Below are 21,006 nucleotides of genomic sequence, written 5' to 3'. Positions count from 1 at the left end.
CGTTCAGAGAAAATCCTCAGAGGTGTTCATTCATCAAGACAAATTGGGAGGGCTCTCAGCCGCGGCCTCTCCTCTCTTTACAACCTGCTACCTTAATTACTCTGCCTCTTCACCGGAATAATGCAAATTTGTAATTGGTTTGTTTACTACTATACGAATGAAACTCCAAGCTGTCAATAGGCTAATTTCGTCCGAGCTTATGCTTTAGAGCCCTCACATCTCTAAGGGATAAGCCAAACTCTGAAGCGAGCTCCAAGTTTGTATTCGTATTTTCTTTTTCCACAAAGCTGTGAAAGTCTACATGAAACATTTGATCTGTGCTTTGATGCATAGATTGCTGCCGCATACTAGAGCGCATATAGTGGATCTTCCTTTCTGATACATCCATTAATATACCTCTAGCATGACCACAATTAATAAAAAACTTACAGCCAAACGCAAATAATTTATTTTAAATAAATTATTTACTTTCCACAATTAAAGTGACAGGTCCATCATTTGTTAGAGAAACATCCATCATTGCTCCGAATGTTCCTGTTTCTACATGGATCCCTTTATCACGAAGAACTTGGTTGAAATAATCATAGCGCTCTTTTGCTATATCAGGCTTTGCCGCATCCATAAAGTTTGGACGACGGCCTTTTTTACAGTCGCCGTAAAGAGTAAATTGAGAGATCGATAAAATCTCTCCTTCTTTGTCTTTAAGAGAATGATTCATCTTCCCATTTTCATCCTCAAAAATACGGAGGTTAACGACTTTGTCCGCTACATATTCTACATCTTCATTCGTATCCTCATGAGTGATTCCAACTAGCAGCACTAAGCCAGAATTAATTTTACCCACTACTTCATCCGCTACTGTAACTGAAGCTTCTTTCGATCGTTGTAATACGACTCGCACAACTAACACCTCAAATGATATAGATTAATGCATAATTCGGCGTACAGAATAGATATCTTGTAAATGTTTAATTTTTTCCACTACTTTATGGAGATGATCAATATTTTGAATTAAGATCGTCATATTAATCGTCGCCACTTTATTACGGTGATCACTCTTTCCTGATACCGCGTTAATCATCGTTCTTGATTCAGTAACAGCTTGTAATACCTCATTTAATAAACCATTGCGGTCAAAACCAGTAATTTCAATATCTACGTTGTACGATTTTGACTGCTGATGATCCCCTTCCCACTCAACAGGCAAAAGGCGAGTTTTCGCTTCTTCTGTGTTCACATTCGCACAATCAGCTCGGTGGATAGAGACGCCGCGGCCTTTGGTAATATAGCCGATAATGTCATCACCAGGTACGGGGGTACAACAGCGAGATAGACGAATAAGCAGGTTGTCCACACCTTTTACACGTACGCCTGAGCTTGCTTTCTTCTTAGGTGTAAAAGAAGGAATCTCTGATATAGCTTCTTGCAGAGACTGCTCTTCTTGCTCTTGGTCTAGCTGCTTACGTAATTTCTCGGTCATTCGATTAACAATTTGTTTAGCACTGATCCCGCCATACCCAGCTGCTGCAAACATGTCTTCTTCGCCTGCAAAGCTGAACTTATTGGCAACCAGTTGAATATTTTCTTCCGTCAGAACCTCTTTTGGTTCAAAATCAAGAGCACGAATTTCCTTCTCAACAATTTCGCGGCCCTTTTCGATGTTCTCTTCACGGCGTTCTTTTTTAAACCATTGCTTAATTTTATTTTTCGCATGAGAAGATTGAGTGATCTTTATCCAATCCTGGCTAGGGCCATAGGAATGCTTAGAAGTCATCACTTCAACGATATCTCCTGTTTTTAGTTCGTGATCAAGCGGCACCATTTTTCCATTTACTTTGGCCCCAATACAACGGTTGCCGATCTCACTATGAATTCGATACGCAAAATCAAGCGGCACAGACCCGCGCGGGAGGTCAAGCACATCTCCCTTTGGTGTAAACACGAAGACCATGTCACTAAATAAGTCCATTTTTAGGGATTCCATAAATTCTTGAGCATCATTTGTTTCGTTTTGCGATTCAATAATGTCACGGAACCAAGTCAGCTTGTCCTCAAATGAGTCTTTAGACGAACCTGAAGATTTTCCTTCTTTATAAGCCCAGTGAGCCGCTACCCCAAATTCGGCAACGCGGTGCATCTCTTCTGTACGTATTTGAACCTCGAGAGGATCACCGAACGGACCGACTACAGTTGTATGCAGGGATTGATACATATTGGCTTTTGGCATCGCGATGTAGTCTTTAAATCTTCCAGGCATCGGTTTCCAGCATGTATGAATGACACCTAGCACGGCATAGCAATCTTTAATGTTTCTTACGATGATGCGAACAGCTAAGAGATCATAAATTTCATTAAACTGCTTGTTTTGCAGCACCATTTTACGATAAATGCTGTAAATATGCTTCGGTCGGCCGGATAACTCCGCATTCACTTTGACATCAGTTAAGTGTTCATTAATTGTGTCCATTACTTGTGATAAATACTGTTCACGCTCCGCTCGCTTGCGCTTCATCAAGTTAACGATGCGGTAATACTGTTGCGGATCTAAGTAACGCAAGGCCGTATCCTCAAGCTCCCACTTAATTGTCGAGATACCTAGTCTATGAGCCAGCGGCGCAAAGATTTCGAGTGTTTCATTTGACGTGACTCGCTGCTTTTCAGGCGGCATGTATTTTAGAGTTCGCATATTATGAAGACGATCAGCAAGTTTAATCAAAATCACTCTAATATCTTTTGCCATAGCGACAAGCATTTTACGGTGATTTTCCGCCTGCTGTTCTTCTTTTGATTTATACTTAAATTTTTTAAGTTTGGTTACCCCATCAACAAGCATAGCAACTTGCTCGTTAAATTCTGCTGTAATTTCTTCTACAGTTACCTCAGTATCTTCTACAACATCATGTAAAAAAGCAGCAGCTACTGTATTAGGGTCTAATTCAAGTTCCACTATAATTCCTGCAACTTGAATTGGGTGTAAAATGTAGGGCTCGCCAGATTTCCGGTACTGCCCGCTATGAGATTTCTCAGCATACTCGTATGCTTTACGTAAAAAAGCAATGTCATCTTCACTAAGATATTGACTTGCTTTTTCTAACACTTGATCTATGGTCATGGAATCACCTATTCACGATTCGATTTCTTCTTATTATCGTTAAGTTTTCAATGGATGTAAAGGGATAAAGGCGAAAAATGTCGAGGTAGTATAGAAAAATATTTCCACCCCTGTGCCCGCTTGTATGTAATCACTACTACTATGCCCTTTTCTGTATTTAGATAACAGAAAAGAGCACTCATCATTTATGAGCACTCTGATCTTCTAGTTGTTTATTTATATGTCATTAATGAGAAAATGTCATGGCCTTTAAGTTTCTCACGGCCATCTAGGTAATCAAGTTCAATCATGAACGCGATTCCAACAACAATCCCGCCTAGTTCTTCAACCATTTTAATTGTTGCTTCAATGGTACCACCTGTAGCAAGCAAGTCATCAGCAATCAGTACGCGCTGCCCTTTTTTAATAGAATCACGGTGGATCGTCAAGCTGTCTTTACCATACTCTAAACCATAATCAACTGAGATCACTTCACGCGGAAGCTTTCCTGCTTTACGTACAGGAACAAATCCAGTTCCTAGAGAGTAGGCAATTGGACAACCAACAACAAAGCCACGAGCTTCAGGCCCAACAACAAGATCGACTTCTTTATCTTTTGCAAATTCTGCCATTTCATCAATAGCCGCTTTGTATGCTGCACCATCTTGCATCAAGGTCGTAATATCTTTAAAGCGAATACCTTCTTTAGGGTAGTTTTCTACAATTGTAATATACTGTTTAAAATCCATTTTTACACCGTCTCCTTGATTTGTCGTTCATCTATTTCATTTCGGGGAATCACGCGATTGAACCATTGCTTTAATTCCTCATAAGAAGAATAAACGAATTGATTTTCTATTTGTGCTTGCTCTTGTTTTCGTTGATACGTAATTGACGCATCGAGCGCTTTTTTCTCTGGTGCATCACTTAGAGATAGAACGCCATTGTCTATTGTAACAAAACCGAGCTCTAAAAACACCTGGGACATAAAATCGATCGTATGTCTAGACCAGCCTTTATGCTTAGCAAGGTCTGTTCCATGTTTTTTCACATCGAATGTTTTACGCTTTAATAAAAAAGCATAGAACCATTTAAATTGATCACGATTTGGATTTGTCGTAAAAAACGAATCGTCCTGTTGATGAAAAATAGTATAAATCCTGCTAGGTATTCCTTGTTCTTTAAATAAAAGAGAAAGCTCTTCTCGAGTATTAGGCACATCTAATAATACCACATACTTCCCTTCAAAGCCTCCGCTCATCTCCGTCAGATCACTCGCTTTTCTCAAGTCATCCAGCTGGAGTCCGAGCTCTTCTTTCGTGGATTCTTTGAAGAAAATAAGTACACGGTCATCAATCGGAATTTCCATCAATCGATCTTCTAACCTCTTTTGTTTAATACTGCGCCAGTCAAAAAGCTGCCATTCCTTTACTGCAAGATCTTCAAGCATCATCTGCGGTTTTACATGTCCATTCCATTCATTGATAGAAAGAGTGCCAATCGCAGAGAGCTTTGCCGTCTGACTGATTTCATCATGTAAATGCCCCAAATGAAAGCCAATCCCATCAAGACTCGCTCCGTTTTGAACAAAAGACATTTTTAGATGATTAGACTCACTGCCAATACGGCGCATCTGATCGATATGAACTCCTTCAAGCATCACTTTTGGTGTTGGATTATTCACTCCAAAAGGAGCTAGAGCTTCTAACTGCTTAATCACCGTTAAGGAGATGCGGTCTACCGTTGTGGATAAATCGATCTTCGTAAGCGGCTTGAAGTCTTCCTCAGTTAGAACTTCCTTCGCCTGATTATTTAAACGTTCACGCAGTAAATTAAGATCAGGTTCTTTCATTGTCAATCCAGCCGCCATTGGATGTCCTCCAAAATGAGGCAGGATATCTCGGCTTTTCGATAATTCTTTAAACATATCAAAGCCTTCAATACTCCTTGCTGAACCTTTGGCTAACCCTTTTTCTTCGTCAATACTTAATACGATTGTCGGACGATAGAAACGCTCAACAAGGCGTGAGGCAACAATCCCAATAACACCTGCATTCCAGCCGGCTCCTGCAATGATCAACACATCATTCTCATCTGGAGGATACTTAGATTCTACGACCTCGACTGCTTCTTCAGTAATCGTATTAACAATCGATTGACGTTGTTTATTTAAAGAATCAATTTCAGCAGCTAGGTGTTCCGCTTCATTTGAATCATTCGTAATCATCAACTCTACTGCCGGATCAGCTGAATCAAGTCTTCCTGCAGCATTGATCCGCGGTCCAATTCCAAAGCCGACATGATCGCCCGTTAAGGCATCCTGACCAATTCCACACACTTTCATCAAAGCACGCAACCCTGGCTTCGATGTTGATTCTAGGGCCTTCAGTCCTTCTTTAGCCATTAAACGATTCTCATCAATCAGCGGTACTAGATCAGCAATCGTTCCGATAACAACAATATCAAGCAGCTCTTTAGGAATTCTGCCGAGGAGTGCTTGTGACACTTTGAACGCAACCCCTACACCAGCTAATCCTTTAAAAGGATACGTACAATCTGGCTGCTTCGGGTTTACGATAGCATATGCCTCTGGCAAAACTGGAGGGGCCTCATGGTGGTCGGTCACAATAAAATCAAGATCAATCTCTTTTGCGACATTCGCCTCGTGAACAGCAGAAATCCCTGTATCTACTGTTACGACTAAGGAATACCCCTCTTCTTTCGCACGCCTCAAAGCCGGCTCATTAGGCCCGTAGCCTTCTGTGAACCGATTAGGAATATAATAATCAAACACAGCACCAAGTTCATTTAACGTGTAAATCATAACAGATGTGCTGCTTACACCGTCCGCATCATAGTCACCAAATATTAAGATCTTCTCTTGGTTTGCAATGGCTTCTTTAATTCGTGCCACAGCCTTGTCCATACCCTTTAACAAATAGGGATCATGGTACGTCATTTCCTTTGTATATAAAAAAGTTCTCGCAGCTTCTGGTGTCTCTATGCCTCGATTAACTAATAATTGGGCAACAAGTTCATCAACGCCCAGCTCGCTTACAAGCCTACCTGCTTTATGTTCATCTTGTTCTTGGATTTTCCATCTTGCCTTAGGTCTTAACATAAGTTCACCCCTTGACCATCCTATTATACAGGAGGTGCCAAGGGGTGACAATGATTGAATGCGTCTATATTGTTTACTTTATTTGGGATCTTGATCTAAGGTTGTGTCTTTAATGACGGTATTCTCGTCTTCTTCCACTTTGTCAATAGAAGATTCCGTTTTAACGGCTGACTCTTGATGGCCCTTTAACGTCTTCAGTTTTTTAAGCTCGGCTTGAAGACGGTAGATTTTAACCATTCCAAGTGCACCTGCTACAATGGCCCCCATAAATACAGAACCTAAAATAACGAGAATTAACGGCCATTCTGCTGTACCAAATAGATAATTCACCCGGACGCCTTCTACATTAATGACTGCAAAGATTGCGATAATAATAGCAACTAACAAACCTAAGATAATATTCCATTGTCCCCTCATCCCATAACCCTCCTCATGGTATTTTTCTACTTATTCTTTTTCTCTATATGGATTAATATGAACGAGAACATCTTGCACATGCTTTTCTTCTAATAACCTTAACTTCACATTTTTCCCTATCGTATGGCCTTCTTCAACAGTTATGTTCGGGTTAACACCAATTTTTATATCGATAATGACATAATGACCGTGTTCACGAGCATAAAACTCATCAATATTTAATACACCCGGAACTTCAGCTGCTGCTTTTTTCATTTCGATCGTATCTTCTTCGTGAAGAACATGGTCTAATGCATTATGAATCGATTGTTTCCCCAAGCTGTAAGCCATTTTCCCAATTAAGATGGCCACAAACGCACTCGCTATCGCATCCCCGTATACAAGCCAGGAAATATTAAGCATACCACCTAAAATAGCAGCACCAATACCGATAAGAGCAGCCAGCGATGAGAATACATCTGAACGGTGATGCCAGGCATCTGTCATTAAAGCTTCACTCTTATACTTTTTACCCAGCTGATACTTATATCGAAACATAATTTCTTTTGTAACGATCGAAAACAGCACCGCATAGATCGCAATCATCTTCGGTACAACAACGGGCTCAAAGAAGGACTTTATTGCACTAAGCGCAATTTCAAAACTCACGATAAATAAAAGAACCGCCACTATAATGGCTGCTACAGATTCCGCTTTCCCATGACCATATGGATGATCTTCATCCGGCGGTAGTTTTGCTGCGCGGACGCCAATTAAAACGACCACAGATCCCACAACATCGGATGCAGAATGTGCAGCATCAGCAATGAGCGCTCGGCTGTTAGCCATAAATCCAATAACCGCTTTAATAATCGCAAGTATGATATTTCCTATAATCCCTACCCAAGCAGCAAAGCGTACTTTACGGTACCGAATATCTGCTTCTTCCATATGCTCACCTCACATAGATAGTATACCAAAACCTGCCACCACTCCAAGTTATTGTACCAAAAAAAAGATCATGGTATGCACCATGATCTCATATTATGTCTCTTGCTTTGCACCTGTTCATTTACTAAACAGTCGGCTCTTCTTCTGGCTGAGGTTTACTCTTAAACTTTTGTTTTTTAAGCTGTTTTGACTTCCAGATCAACCATAACTGTGAAGCGAGGAACATAGATGAGTAGGTCCCAGCTACAAGTCCGATTAATAAAGCAAGCGCAAATGATCGAATCGCTTCCCCGCCAAATATAAATAAGGCAGCAGCTGCAAATACGACTGTTAATACGGTGTTAATTGAACGAGCAAGCGTCTGCACGAGGCTTTTGTTTACAACGGCTGCAAGATCATTAAAATCCTTCACTCGTTTTGTTAGCTTCATGTTCTCACGAATCCGGTCAAAGGTAACAATTGTATCATTAATGGAATAACCGACAATCGTTAATACGGCTGCTATAAAAGGAACATTCACTTGAATCTGCAGTAAACTGAATACCGCAATAATAAAGAATGCATCATGCAAGAGTGCCACAATCGCAGCAACCCCATATAAAAATTCAAATCGAATCGTTACGTAGATGATAATCCCGACAGAAGCAATTAATACAGAAATTAACGCATTACGAGCAAGCTCTTGCCCTACTGTAGGAGATACTGTGCCAATATTTGGCTCAGCCCCGAAATTCTCGGAAAAATACGATTGAATTTCTGCAATCTCACTTGCATCAAGCACACCGATAAAGCGTGCTGTAGCCATTTCATTACGATCTCCGCCTAATGTAATGTCATCAGGCGTATATCCTGAACCAATTTGAGCAAATTCTGCTTCCACCTGCTCTGCTGTAAGCGGCTCTTCAGCAAGAATCTCCACTTGAGATCCACTTTCAAAGTCAATTCCTAAATTCAACCCCATCGTCAGCAAAAGGATGACACCAATGAGCATAGCAGCAAGCGAGAACGTAAAGAATTTTTTACGATGCTGAACAAAATCAATCTCGCGGTTTTGAAAATTAAAGCTCATCGATTTCACCTTCTTTCACACCAAACATGCGCGGCTTCTTATTCAGTGCACGACTGTTTACCCATAATCCAAGCAATAGACGCGAACCATACACCGCTGTAACAAAGCTTGTTAAAATACTTACAATTAACATTACAGCGAACCCTTGAACCGAGCTTGTCCCATAAGCAAATAGAACACCTGCTGCAAGAATCGTTGTAATATTGGCATCGAGAATTGTTGATAACGAACGACGGCTGCCTGCTTTGAATGCCGACATAATCGATTTACCTGAGCGAATTTCTTCTTTAATGCGCTCGTACGTGATGATATTTGCATCAACAGCCATACCAACACCTAAAATTAACGCAGCAATCCCAGGGAGTGTTAAAATCGCATTCATCCAGTTAAACACAAGAAGTACTAGATAAATGTACATGCTCAGGGTAATCACAGCGATCACACCCATAAAACGATAATAGAAAAGCATGTATAAAAAGATTAACGCAATCCCAATAAATCCGGCATAGATCGTCTTCTCCATTGCCTGTTCCCCAAGAGAAGCCCCTACTGAATTCGAATACATTTCTTCTAGCTGAACAGGCAAAGAGCCTGCATTCAATACTTCAGCAATAAAGCGAGTTTCCTCAACTGTAAAATTCCCTTCGATCATAACATCTCTTGAAGGAATGACTTGACGAACAGAGGCAGCAGATAAGAATTTCGGATCCTCACTCATCATCTCTGCTTCGTAAGAGTCGACCCCTTCTTCAAAATCAAGCCAGATCACTAGTAAATTTTCACCAGGAGGCCTGCTAGAAATCTCCCTTGTTATGTCTTCAAATAACCGCGCATCTCGTAATGTGAGCGTGACAATCGGTTCATTCGTCTGGTCTTTAAATGAAGAGCTTGCCCCGTTTTGCTGCAAGTCACTTCCGTCTAAAAGCACTTCATCATTTACATCCCGAAATGTTAAGTTTGCTTCTGTAGATAAAAGATCACGTGCCGTTTGCTGGTCATCTACACCCGCTAACTGAACACGAATACGATCATCACCTTCAATTTGAATGTTCGGCTCTGATACACCGAGTACATTAACACGCTGGTTCAACGCGCCTACCGTTGCACTAAGTGCTTGTTGATCAATCACATCTCCTTCATTTGCAGGATTGACTTGATATAAAATTTCAAACCCGCCTTGAAGGTCTAGTCCAAGCTTGATTTCCTTCGTAATTCCCATAACCGTCTGGCTGATCAGCCCACCGAAGATGAGTACGATGAGAAAAAAAGCGATAATTCGGCCTTTTTTCACCATGTTGCTCTAATGCCTCCTCCTATTAACGCACTAATGCTTGTCTACTAGGAGACAAGCATTTACACAATAGTCTTATTATAGCTTTTAATGAAAATTCCTGTCAATTTCATCTAGAATATTCTCATTCTTTAGTCATGATTATGTAAAAACTACACTACCTACACGATTGTTTCTTTTGCAAACCAATCGTTCTTTTCACGGTAGCTTTCTTTTGTAACCCACGTCATGTAATCTTGGACCTTTAACGATAAAATAGCCTGAACAAAGGCATGAAGATGAATAAACTCTTTTTGTTTTCGCAGACGATACATTAAACAAGCCCATACTTGATCTTCTGTTACTCGTTCATACCCTAAAAAATGAAACTCATCTACTTTAGAAGATAAAGCAGGCTGTACGTCATATCTCCAACTCTCAAACTGTTGTTTATCCATCCTATCATGCTCCCTTCAAGTGTTGTGCAAGCTTCCTTAAAAAACCATATACATAACGCCTGCAACCCCTACTCCTGCAATAACAACACCAATTGCAATCGCTAGAAAAGCCGATTTTAGCGGAATGAAGAATAAAATGGCTGCAAGACTTGCTGAATAGGCTCCTGTGGTCGGAAGCGGCACGGCCGTAAATAAAATTAATCCCAGTGCACCGAACTTTTCAACATTATTGCTTTTTTTCATTGTGCGGTTATATAACCAATCATAAAATCGTTTGTACATTGAGAATCTCAGCATCCACTTACTTACCGGACGAAATAATAATAAGATCGGAATAATCGGCAGCAAATTCCCTAAGATGCCAAAAAACAGTGCTTCTCCAAATGAAAATCCAAGCTGATGCGCAAGTGGAATGCCTCCCCTAAGCTCTAAGATCGGCATAGCTGAAATAACAATAACTAATAATTCCGGCGGCAGAAAACCAAATGTGTTAATTAAAAATTCCTCAATCGTGTGTTTCACTCAGTACTCTTCCTCTCTATTCTCAAATCCCATACCAACGACTTTTAAACAACTTGTCATGCTTGCCCCACTACTAAGCATATAAATAATAGCGGAAAATATCCATATTTTTTTATGAAAGTAGGGCTGCACATGTCAAAACAGACCTTTATAAAAGGGACGTTGATCCTCATCATAGCAGGACTCATCACGCGCTTTCTAGGCTTTGTTAATAAAATCGTTGTTGCACGTATTATGGGAGCTGAAGGCGTCGGACTTTATATGATGGCTGTTCCTACCTTACTTCTCGTTATAACCATCACCCAGCTAGGCCTTCCTGTCGCCATTTCAAAGCTTGTTGCTGAAGCAGAAGCAAAAGGCGACCGAAGCAGAATAAAGAAAATTTTAGTCGTATCGTTAGCTATTACAGGTACGTTGAGTATTATTTTCACTGCAGCCATGATTCTCTTTGCACCCATTATATCAAAGACAATGCTTACAGATGCACGGGCTTATTACCCACTGATTGCAATTGCTCCAATTGTCCCAATTGTTGCTCTCTCTTCTGTCATGCGTGGATATTTCCAAGGGCGCCAAAACATGAAACCTACTGCCTACTCACAAGTAATTGAACAGGTCGTAAGAATTACATTAGTTGCAGTCATGACAAGTGCCTTTTTACCAATGGGTGTAGAGTATGCCGCAGCAGGAGCCATGATCTCAGTTGTATTCGGAGAGCTTGCATCCCTTCTTTATATGATTTATATGTTCAAATCAAACAAACGATTTAAGATCCGCTCTGACTTCTTTAGCTATGTGAAAGAAGGAAAACATACATTCAATGACCTCATGCGAATTGCGCTTCCTACGACTGGGAGCCGTCTCATTGGTTCCATATCCTTGTTTTTTGAACCGATCGTTGTCGCTCAAAGTTTAGCGCTTGCAGGGGTTGCGACAGTCATGGCGACAAGGCAATATGGAGAGTTAGCTGGTTTTGTTATTCCGCTTATCTTGCTTCCAACTTTTATTACGTACTCTTTATCCGTCTCACTCGTTCCGGCAATCAGTGAAGCTGCCGCTAAAAAACAATTCAAAACGATCCATCATCGCTTAGGTCAGGCACTAAGACTCGCCCTTATCTCTGGCGGCGTATCAGTTGTCGTTCTTTACGTCTACGCAGAACCAATTATGGAGCTTATGTATAATGCTCCGTCCGTTGCAACATATGTGAAAGTAATGGCGCCGTTCAGTATCTTCTTATACTTTCAAGGTCCGCTTCAAGCAACACTTCAGGCATTAGATTTAGCCAAAGCTGCGATGATGAACAGTTTATTTGGAGCCGTTGTTAAAATAGGTGCGATCTTTGCATTAGCCACAAGGCCAGAACTCGGCATTATGGGTGCAGCCCTTGCCATTGTCATTGGTTTTATTTTAGTCACTCTGCTTCATTTTGCAACGGTTGTAAAAACAGTAAGCTTCACTATCGATATCAAACTAGTCGTTAAAGTCATATTGCTGATCGGCTCATCTACCTGGATTGGCTTCCTTTGCTTAAATCATGCTTTCCTTGACCAGTCACTAGTCACAAAAACATTACTCAGCATCTCTATAACCACTCTTTTCTACAGCATCTTAATGATTTTCCTTGGGCTTATCAAAAGAGAGGAACTTAACCGCATACCTGTAGTCGGCCGATATGCAGCAAAATTAGTACCAAAAGAATAAATAAAGAAGAGCTTCAGCACATTTGCTGAAGCTCTCTCTTATTTAAGATTTAGAAAACTTATCAATGATTAAATTAATTGCTCCGTCTCCAGTTACGTTTGTAGCAGTACCAAAGCTGTCTTGAGCCATGTAAAGAGCAATCATTAAGCCGATTGCTGCTTCGCTGAATCCAAGCATAGAAGTTAATACTCCTAGTGCAGCCATAATTGCTCCTCCTGGGACCCCAGGGGCTGCAACCATAATCAGCCCAAGCATAAAGATAACCGGAAGCATATTTGCAAGAGTCGGTGCTGCTAACTCTGGCGTGATCATCATCACGGCCATCGCACAAGTCACAATGGTGATGACACTACCTGATAAATGAATCGTCGCACAGAGCGGCACTCCGAAGTTTGCAATATTTTCTTTTACGTTATTCTTTTTAACTGATTGTAATGTTACCGGAATCGTTGCTGCACTACTCATTGTTCCGATCGCCGTTGCATAGGCCGGAGCCATATTTGCTAGAAGCTTAAATGGATTTTGTTTACGAAGAGCTCCTGCAGTTGAATATTGGATAACAAGCCAAACTAAATGAAGAGAGATCGCTAAAATTAATACAACAGCAAATAAGCTCAATGTTTCAAAAACTGTTCCTTCATAAGCAAGCTCTGAGAAGATCCCTGCGATATAGAATGGTAATAACGGAATAATGATTGCTGCAATAACGAGTTCAATAATATCACGGCCTTCATCAAAGAAAGCTTTAATCTTTTCGCTTCCTGTTTTAGAAACCCCAATACCAAAAACAAAGGCCATGACTAATGCTGTTACAATCCCCATTAATGGTTCAATCTCAAAACTTAAAAACGGCTCAAGTCCTCCTGCTTCCTCCACCGCTTCACTAGGTGTTGTCAGCATTGGAATGATGAATGAGGCCACTGCGAAAGCTAAAAGGCCGGCAAGAACAGTTGAAACATACGCAAGACCGACTGTACTTCCAACCAGCTTTCCGCTTCGTTTTCCAAGTCCTGCTACGCCGCTTGCAATAAAGAATAAAATAATAAATGGTACGATGAATGTAATAAAGCTGCCGAAAAGAGTTTTAAAAGTGACTAATACTCTAACGACCCATTCTGGTGCTGCCAAACCGATAATGATACCTAAAATAATACCAATGAGCAGTTTCCCTAAAAGTTTCATTTCTCTACCCCCGTTATGTCTCCTAAAGATTGTCTCCTGTAGAAGAACAAATGTATAATGCTATTTTACATATCTATTTCAATAAAACAAGCATTCACGTTATATTCAGAATAGTAAGTTATTACCCCGTAATAAAAAGCTAATCCCATTATAAAGATTAGCTTAATGAATTAGCTTACTAAATTGAGGTTCTTACCACCAGAAGAACGCACTAGCTAAAGCAAAACCGCCTATAGCCGCAAGAGCAATTGGAATGACATTGTTTTTTGGACATGGCGGCGGGTAAGGTGCTGGATATGGCGGCTGATAATAGCCATATCCTCCGCTCCGATCATACGAATCCTGCTCATACATTTCATTTGTGTCTTGCTCTACCTCAAGGTATACATGTTCGGTATCGACATTCATCAATCTGCCAGTATAGACGGCACCAGACCGATCTGTAATCGTTACTCTTTGACCTTGATGTTCTTTGGCAAGTTCATAGTAATTAGACACACAGAAACCTCCTTTATCGTTCATATCTATCATATGAACAAACAAAAAAGCCTGTCTCCACTTCTAACCATTTTGCTGCACATTTGCTACATACAACAAACGATTATTGTTCGTCCTTCACATCTACAAAAAAAGATTGATCATCCCTCAATGCACAATAAGAAATTTTCTTAATATCACGATAACCGATCTTTCGCATCTCCTGCCTCAACCATAGAGGTGTTTTATTAATTTTATCTAAATGTTCTTCTTGTACTTTCCCATCTAATATAAGGGGTAATGGCATATTGGGACCGCTATTCTCATTTTGTTTTGACTTTTCTATAACAGAAAGCTTACCGGATGGCTCTAGAATAGCAAACTCCACATCAGAAAGCTTTGCCACTTTGTTTTGCCTCAGCTGAACAAGTAAATCATCGAAGTTATATCGCTGTTTTCTCATTTCATGTTCATCAATCTTTCCTTCTTTAATCAAAACAGAAGGCTCTCCATCCAAGAAATCACGCAGCTTCTCACTTTTTAAAGAAATAACTGCAAAGGTGATTTGAATAATGGATAAGACAAAGATAGGGATTAATGAATGAATCATTGGTGAACTAAAATTATCAATTGAAATAACGGCTAATTCAGCAATCATGATAGAGACAACAAAATCAAGTACGGATAATTGTCCGATCTCTCGTTTACCCATCAAGCGTAAGACGAGGAGAATAATGACATACACCAAAAATGTCCGCAGAATGATTGTCACAAAATCCATCGCCAACGCTCCTTTCATCACCAAACAAGTCTCTGCAAATAGTATGTGCAAACTTTAAATGGTGATGAATTGAAGCTTTTGGTAAGTCTGATTTAGCTTTATTTAATCGAATACGTTTATTGAAAATGAATAAGGTAGCGTAAGTAAATATAGATACTTGATATCACAAACGAAAGAATCGCAATAGGCGCTCCAACTTTTAAAAACTCCCAATAACTGAACGGCTGTTTTGCTTTTAGAGCCATTCCTGCCACAATCACATTCGCCGTGGCCCCGATAATAGTGGCATTTCCTCCTAAACAAGCTCCTAATGCAAGCGCCCACCACAGTGGATCAAGATTCGCCATACCATATTCTTGAAACTCTAAAATAACTGGGATCATAGCGGCTACAAATGGAATATTATCCACAAACCCTGATAGTATGCCTGAGCCCCATAAGATAAACATAGCCGTTTTAGGCAAATCACCATCAGTATAGTAAATAATGGCTTTAGCAAACTCATCAATTAATCCAACTTCTTTTAATCCTCCAACAAGCATAAAGAGACCAACAAAAAAGAACAACGTTACCCACTCAACAGATTTAAACACCTCTTCTACATCCAGTTCTTCCTGAGTGATTAACATTAATAATAAGGCTCCGACCATAGCAATACTTGTCAGCTCAATATGAAGCATTGGTTGAATAATAAATGCAAATGTGGTGGCAAAAAGAACCGTCACTGATTTAAATAAAAGAATTTTATCTTTGATAAAATCTCTCGGATTAAGCATTTTGAGCTTCATCTGATGTTCTGTCCTTACTGAGAGCTGCTTTCGATAATAAAACACAAGTCCAGCCATAACGATGATAAAAATAACAATAACTACCGGACTTAGATGAATCAGAAAATCATTGAAATTTAAATGACCTACCGCCTGCCCAATCATTAAGTTAGGAGGGTCACCTATTAATGTTGCTGTCCCTCCTATATTTGAAGCCATAACAATCGATAATAAGAACGGCACTGCATTTAACTTAAGAAGCGAGGTCAAAGTAAAAATAATCGGGACAATTAAAAGAACCGTCGTGACATTATTTAAAAAAGCTGACCCAAAAGCCGTCAGTGTGGAAATGACAATTAATAGGGGGATTGGCCTCCCTTCTACCCACTTTGCCATTGAAACGGCTACATATTCAAAGAAACCACTTTGGCTTGTGATGGAGACTAAAATCATCATTGCGAGTAACAACGTGATTGTGTGCCAGTCGATGTGCTGCAAGAAAGCAGCTTCTATTTCATAAATACCAAACACAAGCATTAACACGCCGCCAAGACAGGCAATAACTGCTCGGTTTAGTTTTTCAGTCATAATAAAGAAATAGCTGATAATAAAAATGATTAACGCAAAGGTTACCGCCATGTTTGTACTCCTCTCGTCCACATTTCTACCATCCTATGACAAGCTTGATTTAAACATGTCCCTTATTCTTCTGACTGAATGTTTTATGTCTATTTTATACAAGCCCGAATAAGCTGTAGAAAGAGATTAAACTTTAATGAAGGGGAGTGTGTAAAAAGTGGCTTCTAGAAGTTTCTTCCCAGCTGTCCTTTGGGGATTATGTGCAATATTAGTCATTGCTTTATCCTTTAGCCTGCTCGCATCGTTGTTTTTGACCTTTACCTCCTATACAGAGGAATCGATCCGCTGGTTAATTATGGGGGTTGCATTTCTTTCTATGTTTATCGGGGGTTTTATGTCTGGTGCCAAAGCGAAAGCAAAAGGGTTAATGGCAGGTGCGCTGACCGCCCTCCTGTTTTCAATGCTCACATTTTTAGTTCAATTTTTAGGCTACAATGAATTGTTTACAACCAGTCAATATGCATTTCACGGAGGATATCTGCTCCTAGCTGCACTCGGAGGCATCATTGGAGTAAATCTTACAAGCAATTCTTCATCTAACTACTAAAGAAAGAAGCACAGCCTAATGGCTGTGCTTCTTATGTATGTGCAGTCTTTAGTTGTCCAGCTTCATGATTCAGATATTCTGTGCCTTCACTTTGCCAAACGAAGCAAAAAGCGCTTCTTTTTGTCAAACCTCCAGCCCCTCATATCTAAACGAATCATTCCGCTTTTCTTTTATCAATCTGGGTTGACTACTTCGCGGACTGCTGCGCGGTCAAAAGTCAGCTTGCGGTTCTCATTTACAAGGATGATAATAACATCCTCATCAATTGCATCGATTACCCCGTGCATCCCTCCAATTGTGATGATCTTATCACCACGCTGAAGGTTAGCATGCATGTCACGAATTGATTTCTGACGCTTTTGTTGTGGACGGATAAGCAAGAAATAAAAAATCGCAAACATAAGGATTAATGGTAATAATGTACCGATAATTTCCATTCAAAATTCCCCCCTTTCCATACTTTACTGTACAAGCTTATGATTAGAAGTTCTTTGCGTTCGGTTTATTGAAACCGTATTGTTCAAAAAACTCTTCTCTAAAGTCAAGCAAACGATCATCGCGAATTGCCTGTCTTACCTGTTCCATTAAGTTTAACAGGAAATAAAGATTATGATAAGTCGTAAGCCTAAATCCGAACGTTTCTTCACATTTAATAAGATGTCTGATATACGCTCTAGAATAATTTTGACACACATGACAATCACAGTTCTCATCAAGAGGGCGGAAGTCGCGTGCAAACTTTGCATTACGAACCACTAAACGTCCCTCGCTTGTCATACATGTCCCATTTCGTGCAATACGAGTAGGCAGCACACAGTCAAACATATCAATCCCACGAATGGCCCCATCAATAAGTGAGTCTGGAGATCCAACTCCCATTAAATAACGAGGTTTGTTATCAGGAAGCCAAGGAGTAGTGAACTCAAGGACACGATTCATAACATCCTTTGGTTCTCCTACCGATAATCCCCCAATGGCATAACCAGGGAAATCCATTGATACTAGATCTTTTGCACTTTGCTTTCTAAGCTCTTCATACTCTCCGCCTTGAACAATTCCAAACAGTCCTTGATCTTCTGGACGCTTGTGCGCTTCAATACACCGCTCTGCCCAGCGGCTCGTACGTTCTACTGAATCTTTCATATAGCTGTATTCCGCAGGATATGGCGGACACTCATCGAATGCCATCATAATGTCAGAGCCAAGTGCATTTTGAATGTCCATTGCTCCTTCAGGGCTTAAGAAAAGCTTTTCACCGCTTAAGTGATTGCGGAAGTGTACACCCTCTTCTTCAATCTTACGCAAGTCGCTTAAACTAAATACTTGAAATCCGCCAGAATCTGTTAAAATCGGACGATCCCAGTTCATAAACTTGTGCAGACCGCCTGCTTCTTTGACAATATCATGTCCCGGACGCAGCCAAAGGTGGTACGTGTTGCTTAAAATAATCTGTGCATTCATATCATACAAATCTTCAGGGCTCATCGTTTTGACTGTAGCTAATGTTCCTACAGGCATAAAAATGGGTGTTTCAAATGTACCGTGTGGTGTATGCACACGCCCAAGTCTTGCACCTGATTGTTTACATGTTTTAATTAACTCATAAGTGACTGCTGCCATAGCGTCCCATCCTCCTTATCGGTTTAACTTAACGAATAAACATAGCATCACCAAAGCTGAAGAAACGATAACGCTCTTTAACAGCATGGTTATATGCCTGTAGAATATGTTCTCTACCAGCAAGCGCACTTACAAGCATTACAAGTGTAGACTTTGGTAAATGGAAATTCGTCAGTAATCCGTCAATTCCTTTAAATTTATAACCTGGATAAATAAAAATCGATGTCCATCCAGATGCTTCGCAGTATGTGCCGTTCTCATTCATGATGGTTTCAAGCGTTCTAGCAGAGGTGGTACCGACCGCTACTACCTTACCGCCATTTTCTTTGACCTCGTTTAATAACCGTGCGGTTCCTTCGCTCATCTGGTAATACTCAGCATGCATTTCATGTGATTCCACATCTTCTACACTTACAGGTCTAAAGGTCCCAAGTCCAACGTGCAGTGTAATGAATGCCAAATGTACTCCTTTATCTTGAAGAGTTTGCAAAAGGTCTTCTGTAAAATGCAGACCAGCTGTAGGAGCTGCGGCTGAACCGCGATTTTTCGCAAATACCGTTTGATAACGCTCTTGGTCATCAAGCTGTTCTTTAATGTATGGAGGCAGCGGCATTTCGCCTAATTGATCAAGCACCTCATGAAGAATCCCTTCATATGCCAACTCCACTACACGGCCGCCCTGGTCAGTTTCTTCAATACAAGTAGCTGTTAACAGCCCCTCACCAAACGTGATGGTTGTTCCTTTTTTCACACGTTTTGCGGGCTTTGCTAACGTCTCCCATTTATCGCCTTCTAATTGTTTTAATAAAAGCAGTTCAATTTTAGCACCGGTATCTTCCTTCACACCATATAAACGAGCTGGAAGAACTCTCGTGTCGTTTAAAACCAAGCAATCACCAGACTTCAAATAATCCGTTATCGAAGAAAATACATCGTCTTTAATTGCCCCATTATCTTTATCTAAAACAAGCAAACGAGACGCCGTTCGGTCTAGGAGCGGCGTCTGTGCGATCAATTCATCAGGTAAGTAAAAATCAAAATCACGTACATCCATGTTGGTTCACCTTTTTCATACGAATAAACTTTGTATTTGAATATTGTATTTTAGTACTAAAATTCACTAATTAATTTAAAACAGCAATAAAAAGCATCTTTTCTAGAATACCGAACCTTTATTTATTAAGCAAGAATTATCTAAAGCGCTCAAAAAGAAATAGAATTAATGACAGAACAATGCTAATCACAATGGAAGTCATAATTGGAAAGTAAAACGTAGAATTCTCCCGTTTAATTAAAATATCTCCAGGCAGCCGGCCAATCGGTGTTTTCGAAATAATCGGCCATAGAATACCAATAATAATACAGAGAACTCCAATGGCAATTAACACTTTAGACGCTGTACTCATCTACTTGGCTCCTCCAGATTAAAATGTTGATAACAAAGCGGTGTAACCATTCTTCCACGAGGTGTTCTTTGCAGGAAACCAATTTGCAATAAATACGGTTCATACACATCCTCGATTGTTTCTGATTCTTCTCCAATAGTGGCAGAGATTGTTTCAAGACCAACCGGACCACCCCGGAATTTTTCGATCATTCCTATTAATAATTTATGGTCAATATGATCAAGTCCTAGACGGTCAACTTGTAATTTCTCAAGAGCATCTTCAGCAAGATCTACAGGAATAGTGCCATCACCTTTCACTTGAGCAAAATCCCGGACTCGTCTTAGCAGCCTATTGGCAATACGTGGTGTACCGCGTGATCGTCTTGCGATTTCTAGAGCAGCTTCATCATCTAACTCTGTCTCAAAAATAGATGCCGTTCGTTTAACGATAAAGGCTAATTCCGCTTCTGTGTAATATTCCAGACGCGCCATTACCCCGAACCGATCTCTTAGGGGAGCAGAAAGCATGCCTGCTCTAGTTGTTGCGCCCACCAATGTAAACGGAGGCAGATCCAGCCTCACAGAACGTGCTGTCGGCCCCTTTCCAATTACGATATCTAAACAAAAATCTTCCATTGCCGGATAAAGAACTTCCTCTACCATTCGATTAAGCCGATGAATTTCATCAATAAACAAGACATCACCAGGTTCAAGTGCTGTTAAAATGGCGGCTAAGTCACCTGGCCTTTCAATAGCCGGACCAGACGTTGTTCGCATCTCAACTCCCATTTCAGAAGCAATAATACCAGATAGAGTCGTTTTTCCAAGTCCAGGAGGGCCATATAAAAGAACATGATCAAGACATTCTTCACGCATTTTGGCAGCTTCTATAAAGATTTTCAAGTTCTGCTTCACTTTTTCTTGGCCAATGTATTGATTTAAATCCATTGGCCTGATCGATTGATCAATGGAGTCTTCTAATCCTTGCGCTTCAGCAGAAATCATACGTTCTTCCATTTTCCCC

22 protein-coding genes and 1 other annotated feature (1 of these 23 cut by a window edge) are annotated in these 21,006 nt (G+C 40.4%); of the genes, 2 read left to right on the top strand and 20 right to left on the bottom strand.

Annotated features, from left to right (window positions below; all coding sequences use genetic code 11):
* Positions 1 to 122: a binding site (T-box leader), on the bottom strand (it extends 111 nt beyond the left edge of the window).
* A 59-nt stretch (positions 123 to 181) separates the two neighbouring features.
* From BPOF4_RS03940 to BPOF4_RS03895, 11 genes are all read right to left on the bottom strand, one after another.
* Positions 182 to 388, bottom strand: coding sequence for a hypothetical protein (locus BPOF4_RS03940; protein WP_022626518.1), 207 nt, complete (start codon positions 386 to 388; stop codon positions 182 to 184).
* A gap of 72 nt (positions 389 to 460) precedes the next feature.
* Positions 461 to 901 (bottom strand): D-aminoacyl-tRNA deacylase, encoded by a 441-nt coding sequence (gene dtd / locus BPOF4_RS03935; protein WP_012957772.1) that lies wholly within the window; start codon positions 899 to 901, stop codon positions 461 to 463.
* 24 nt (positions 902 to 925) lie between these two features.
* Positions 926 to 3,112, bottom strand: coding sequence for a RelA/SpoT family protein (locus BPOF4_RS03930; RefSeq protein ID WP_012957771.1), 2,187 nt, complete (start codon positions 3,110 to 3,112; stop codon positions 926 to 928).
* Between the two features lie 212 nt (positions 3,113 to 3,324).
* Complete coding sequence (locus tag BPOF4_RS03925) at positions 3,325 to 3,840, bottom strand: adenine phosphoribosyltransferase (protein ID WP_012957770.1); 516 nt, start codon at positions 3,838 to 3,840, stop codon at positions 3,325 to 3,327.
* Positions 3,841 to 3,842: 2 nt separating this feature from the next.
* Positions 3,843 to 6,212: a single-stranded-DNA-specific exonuclease RecJ gene (gene recJ / locus BPOF4_RS03920; protein ID WP_012957769.1), complete on the bottom strand. Its 2,370-nt coding sequence runs from the start codon at positions 6,210 to 6,212 to the stop codon at positions 3,843 to 3,845.
* Positions 6,213 to 6,290: 78 nt separating this feature from the next.
* Positions 6,291 to 6,629 (bottom strand): LapA family protein, encoded by a 339-nt coding sequence (locus BPOF4_RS03915; protein WP_012957768.1) that lies wholly within the window; start codon positions 6,627 to 6,629, stop codon positions 6,291 to 6,293.
* A gap of 30 nt (positions 6,630 to 6,659) precedes the next feature.
* On the bottom strand, positions 6,660 to 7,559 hold the full coding sequence (locus tag BPOF4_RS03910; protein ID WP_012957767.1) for a cation diffusion facilitator family transporter: 900 nt from the start codon (positions 7,557 to 7,559) through the stop codon (positions 6,660 to 6,662).
* Positions 7,560 to 7,683: 124 nt separating this feature from the next.
* Entirely contained in the window at positions 7,684 to 8,628 is a 945-nt protein-coding gene (secF, locus tag BPOF4_RS22415) for a protein translocase subunit SecF (protein WP_012957766.1), read from the bottom strand.
* Positions 8,618 to 9,922: a protein translocase subunit SecD gene (gene secD / locus BPOF4_RS22410; protein ID WP_012957765.1), complete on the bottom strand. Its 1,305-nt coding sequence runs from the start codon at positions 9,920 to 9,922 to the stop codon at positions 8,618 to 8,620. Before secD ends, secF begins: the two co-directional genes overlap by 11 nt.
* Positions 9,923 to 10,080: 158 nt before the next feature.
* Positions 10,081 to 10,356 (bottom strand): post-transcriptional regulator, encoded by a 276-nt coding sequence (locus BPOF4_RS03900; protein WP_012957764.1) that lies wholly within the window; start codon positions 10,354 to 10,356, stop codon positions 10,081 to 10,083.
* A gap of 36 nt (positions 10,357 to 10,392) precedes the next feature.
* Positions 10,393 to 10,878 carry a COG2426 family protein gene (locus BPOF4_RS03895; protein WP_012957763.1) on the bottom strand — a complete coding sequence of 162 codons (486 nt, stop codon included), beginning with the start codon at positions 10,876 to 10,878 and terminating at the stop codon, positions 10,393 to 10,395.
* Between the two features lie 132 nt (positions 10,879 to 11,010).
* Here BPOF4_RS03895 and spoVB point away from each other — a divergent pair, with 132 nt between their 5' ends.
* Entirely contained in the window at positions 11,011 to 12,582 is a 1,572-nt protein-coding gene (gene spoVB / locus BPOF4_RS03890) for a stage V sporulation protein B (RefSeq protein WP_012957762.1), read from the top strand.
* A gap of 42 nt (positions 12,583 to 12,624) precedes the next feature.
* Here the strand turns inward: spoVB and BPOF4_RS03885 are convergent, their stop codons facing one another.
* The 4 genes from BPOF4_RS03885 to BPOF4_RS03870 form a co-directional block, all read right to left on the bottom strand.
* Complete coding sequence (locus tag BPOF4_RS03885; protein ID WP_012957761.1) at positions 12,625 to 13,764, bottom strand: dicarboxylate/amino acid:cation symporter; 1,140 nt, start codon at positions 13,762 to 13,764, stop codon at positions 12,625 to 12,627.
* Positions 13,765 to 13,956: 192 nt separating this feature from the next.
* Positions 13,957 to 14,262, bottom strand: a complete 306-nt coding sequence (locus BPOF4_RS03880) for a hypothetical protein (RefSeq protein WP_012957760.1) — start codon at positions 14,260 to 14,262, stop codon at positions 13,957 to 13,959.
* Between the two features lie 103 nt (positions 14,263 to 14,365).
* Positions 14,366 to 15,022, bottom strand: coding sequence for a DUF421 domain-containing protein (locus BPOF4_RS03875; RefSeq protein ID WP_012957759.1), 657 nt, complete (start codon positions 15,020 to 15,022; stop codon positions 14,366 to 14,368).
* A gap of 116 nt (positions 15,023 to 15,138) precedes the next feature.
* On the bottom strand, positions 15,139 to 16,428 hold the full coding sequence (locus BPOF4_RS03870) for an ArsB/NhaD family transporter (protein ID WP_012957758.1): 1,290 nt from the start codon (positions 16,426 to 16,428) through the stop codon (positions 15,139 to 15,141).
* A 157-nt stretch (positions 16,429 to 16,585) separates the two neighbouring features.
* On the opposite strand from BPOF4_RS03870, the gene BPOF4_RS03865 reads away from it, so the two are divergent.
* Positions 16,586 to 16,975: a TIGR04086 family membrane protein gene (locus tag BPOF4_RS03865; protein WP_012957757.1), complete on the top strand. Its 390-nt coding sequence runs from the start codon at positions 16,586 to 16,588 to the stop codon at positions 16,973 to 16,975.
* A gap of 173 nt (positions 16,976 to 17,148) precedes the next feature.
* Here BPOF4_RS03865 and yajC read toward each other — a convergent pair whose 3' ends face one another.
* From yajC to ruvB, 5 genes are all read right to left on the bottom strand, one after another.
* Positions 17,149 to 17,412, bottom strand: a complete 264-nt coding sequence (yajC, locus tag BPOF4_RS03860) for a preprotein translocase subunit YajC (RefSeq protein ID WP_012957756.1) — start codon at positions 17,410 to 17,412, stop codon at positions 17,149 to 17,151.
* Positions 17,413 to 17,455: 43 nt separating this feature from the next.
* A complete protein-coding gene (gene tgt, locus BPOF4_RS03855; RefSeq protein ID WP_012957755.1) occupies positions 17,456 to 18,595 on the bottom strand; it encodes a tRNA guanosine(34) transglycosylase Tgt in 1,140 nt (379 codons plus the stop codon).
* Between the two features lie 28 nt (positions 18,596 to 18,623).
* Positions 18,624 to 19,649 carry a tRNA preQ1(34) S-adenosylmethionine ribosyltransferase-isomerase QueA gene (gene queA, locus BPOF4_RS03850; protein WP_012957754.1) on the bottom strand — a complete coding sequence of 342 codons (1,026 nt, stop codon included), beginning with the start codon at positions 19,647 to 19,649 and terminating at the stop codon, positions 18,624 to 18,626.
* 136 nt (positions 19,650 to 19,785) lie between these two features.
* Entirely contained in the window at positions 19,786 to 20,001 is a 216-nt protein-coding gene (locus BPOF4_RS03845; protein WP_012957753.1) for a DUF2905 domain-containing protein, read from the bottom strand.
* Positions 19,998 to 20,999: a Holliday junction branch migration DNA helicase RuvB gene (ruvB, locus tag BPOF4_RS03840; RefSeq protein ID WP_012957752.1), complete on the bottom strand. Its 1,002-nt coding sequence runs from the start codon at positions 20,997 to 20,999 to the stop codon at positions 19,998 to 20,000. The genes BPOF4_RS03845 and ruvB overlap by 4 nt, the downstream gene beginning before the upstream one ends.
* Positions 21,000 to 21,006 lie beyond the last annotated feature (7 nt).

It is taken from the genome of Alkalihalophilus pseudofirmus OF4 (assembly GCF_000005825.2).
GTDB classification, from domain to species: Bacteria; Bacillota; Bacilli; order Bacillales; family Bacillaceae_D; genus Alkalihalophilus; species Alkalihalophilus pseudofirmus.
Note: the sequence above shows the minus strand (reverse complement) of the source record. Positions and strands in the feature narration are given on the sequence as shown.

Coding starts and splice junctions, on each gene's coding strand:
- BPOF4_RS03940 (WP_022626518.1), bottom strand. CDS start 388: ATGGATGTATCAGAAAGGAAGATCCACTATATGCGCTCTAGTATGCGG.
- BPOF4_RS03930 (WP_012957771.1), bottom strand. CDS start 3,112: ATGACCATAGATCAAGTGTTAGAAAAAGCAAGTCAATATCTTAGTGAA.
- BPOF4_RS03925 (WP_012957770.1), bottom strand. CDS start 3,840: ATGGATTTTAAACAGTATATTACAATTGTAGAAAACTACCCTAAAGAA.
- recJ (WP_012957769.1), bottom strand. CDS start 6,212: ATGTTAAGACCTAAGGCAAGATGGAAAATCCAAGAACAAGATGAACAT.
- BPOF4_RS03915 (WP_012957768.1), bottom strand. CDS start 6,629: ATGAGGGGACAATGGAATATTATCTTAGGTTTGTTAGTTGCTATTATT.
- BPOF4_RS03910 (WP_012957767.1), bottom strand. CDS start 7,559: ATGGAAGAAGCAGATATTCGGTACCGTAAAGTACGCTTTGCTGCTTGG.
- secF (WP_012957766.1), bottom strand. CDS start 8,628: ATGAGCTTTAATTTTCAAAACCGCGAGATTGATTTTGTTCAGCATCGT.
- secD (WP_012957765.1), bottom strand. CDS start 9,922: ATGGTGAAAAAAGGCCGAATTATCGCTTTTTTTCTCATCGTACTCATC.
- BPOF4_RS03900 (WP_012957764.1), bottom strand. CDS start 10,356: ATGGATAAACAACAGTTTGAGAGTTGGAGATATGACGTACAGCCTGCT.
- spoVB (WP_012957762.1), top strand. CDS start 11,011: ATGTCAAAACAGACCTTTATAAAAGGGACGTTGATCCTCATCATAGCA.
- BPOF4_RS03885 (WP_012957761.1), bottom strand. CDS start 13,764: ATGAAACTTTTAGGGAAACTGCTCATTGGTATTATTTTAGGTATCATT.
- BPOF4_RS03875 (WP_012957759.1), bottom strand. CDS start 15,022: ATGGATTTTGTGACAATCATTCTGCGGACATTTTTGGTGTATGTCATT.
- BPOF4_RS03870 (WP_012957758.1), bottom strand. CDS start 16,428: ATGGCGGTAACCTTTGCGTTAATCATTTTTATTATCAGCTATTTCTTT.
- yajC (WP_012957756.1), bottom strand. CDS start 17,412: ATGGAAATTATCGGTACATTATTACCATTAATCCTTATGTTTGCGATT.
- tgt (WP_012957755.1), bottom strand. CDS start 18,595: ATGGCAGCAGTCACTTATGAGTTAATTAAAACATGTAAACAATCAGGT.
- queA (WP_012957754.1), bottom strand. CDS start 19,649: ATGGATGTACGTGATTTTGATTTTTACTTACCTGATGAATTGATCGCA.
- BPOF4_RS03845 (WP_012957753.1), bottom strand. CDS start 20,001: ATGAGTACAGCGTCTAAAGTGTTAATTGCCATTGGAGTTCTCTGTATT.
- ruvB (WP_012957752.1), bottom strand. CDS start 20,999: ATGGAAGAACGTATGATTTCTGCTGAAGCGCAAGGATTAGAAGACTCC.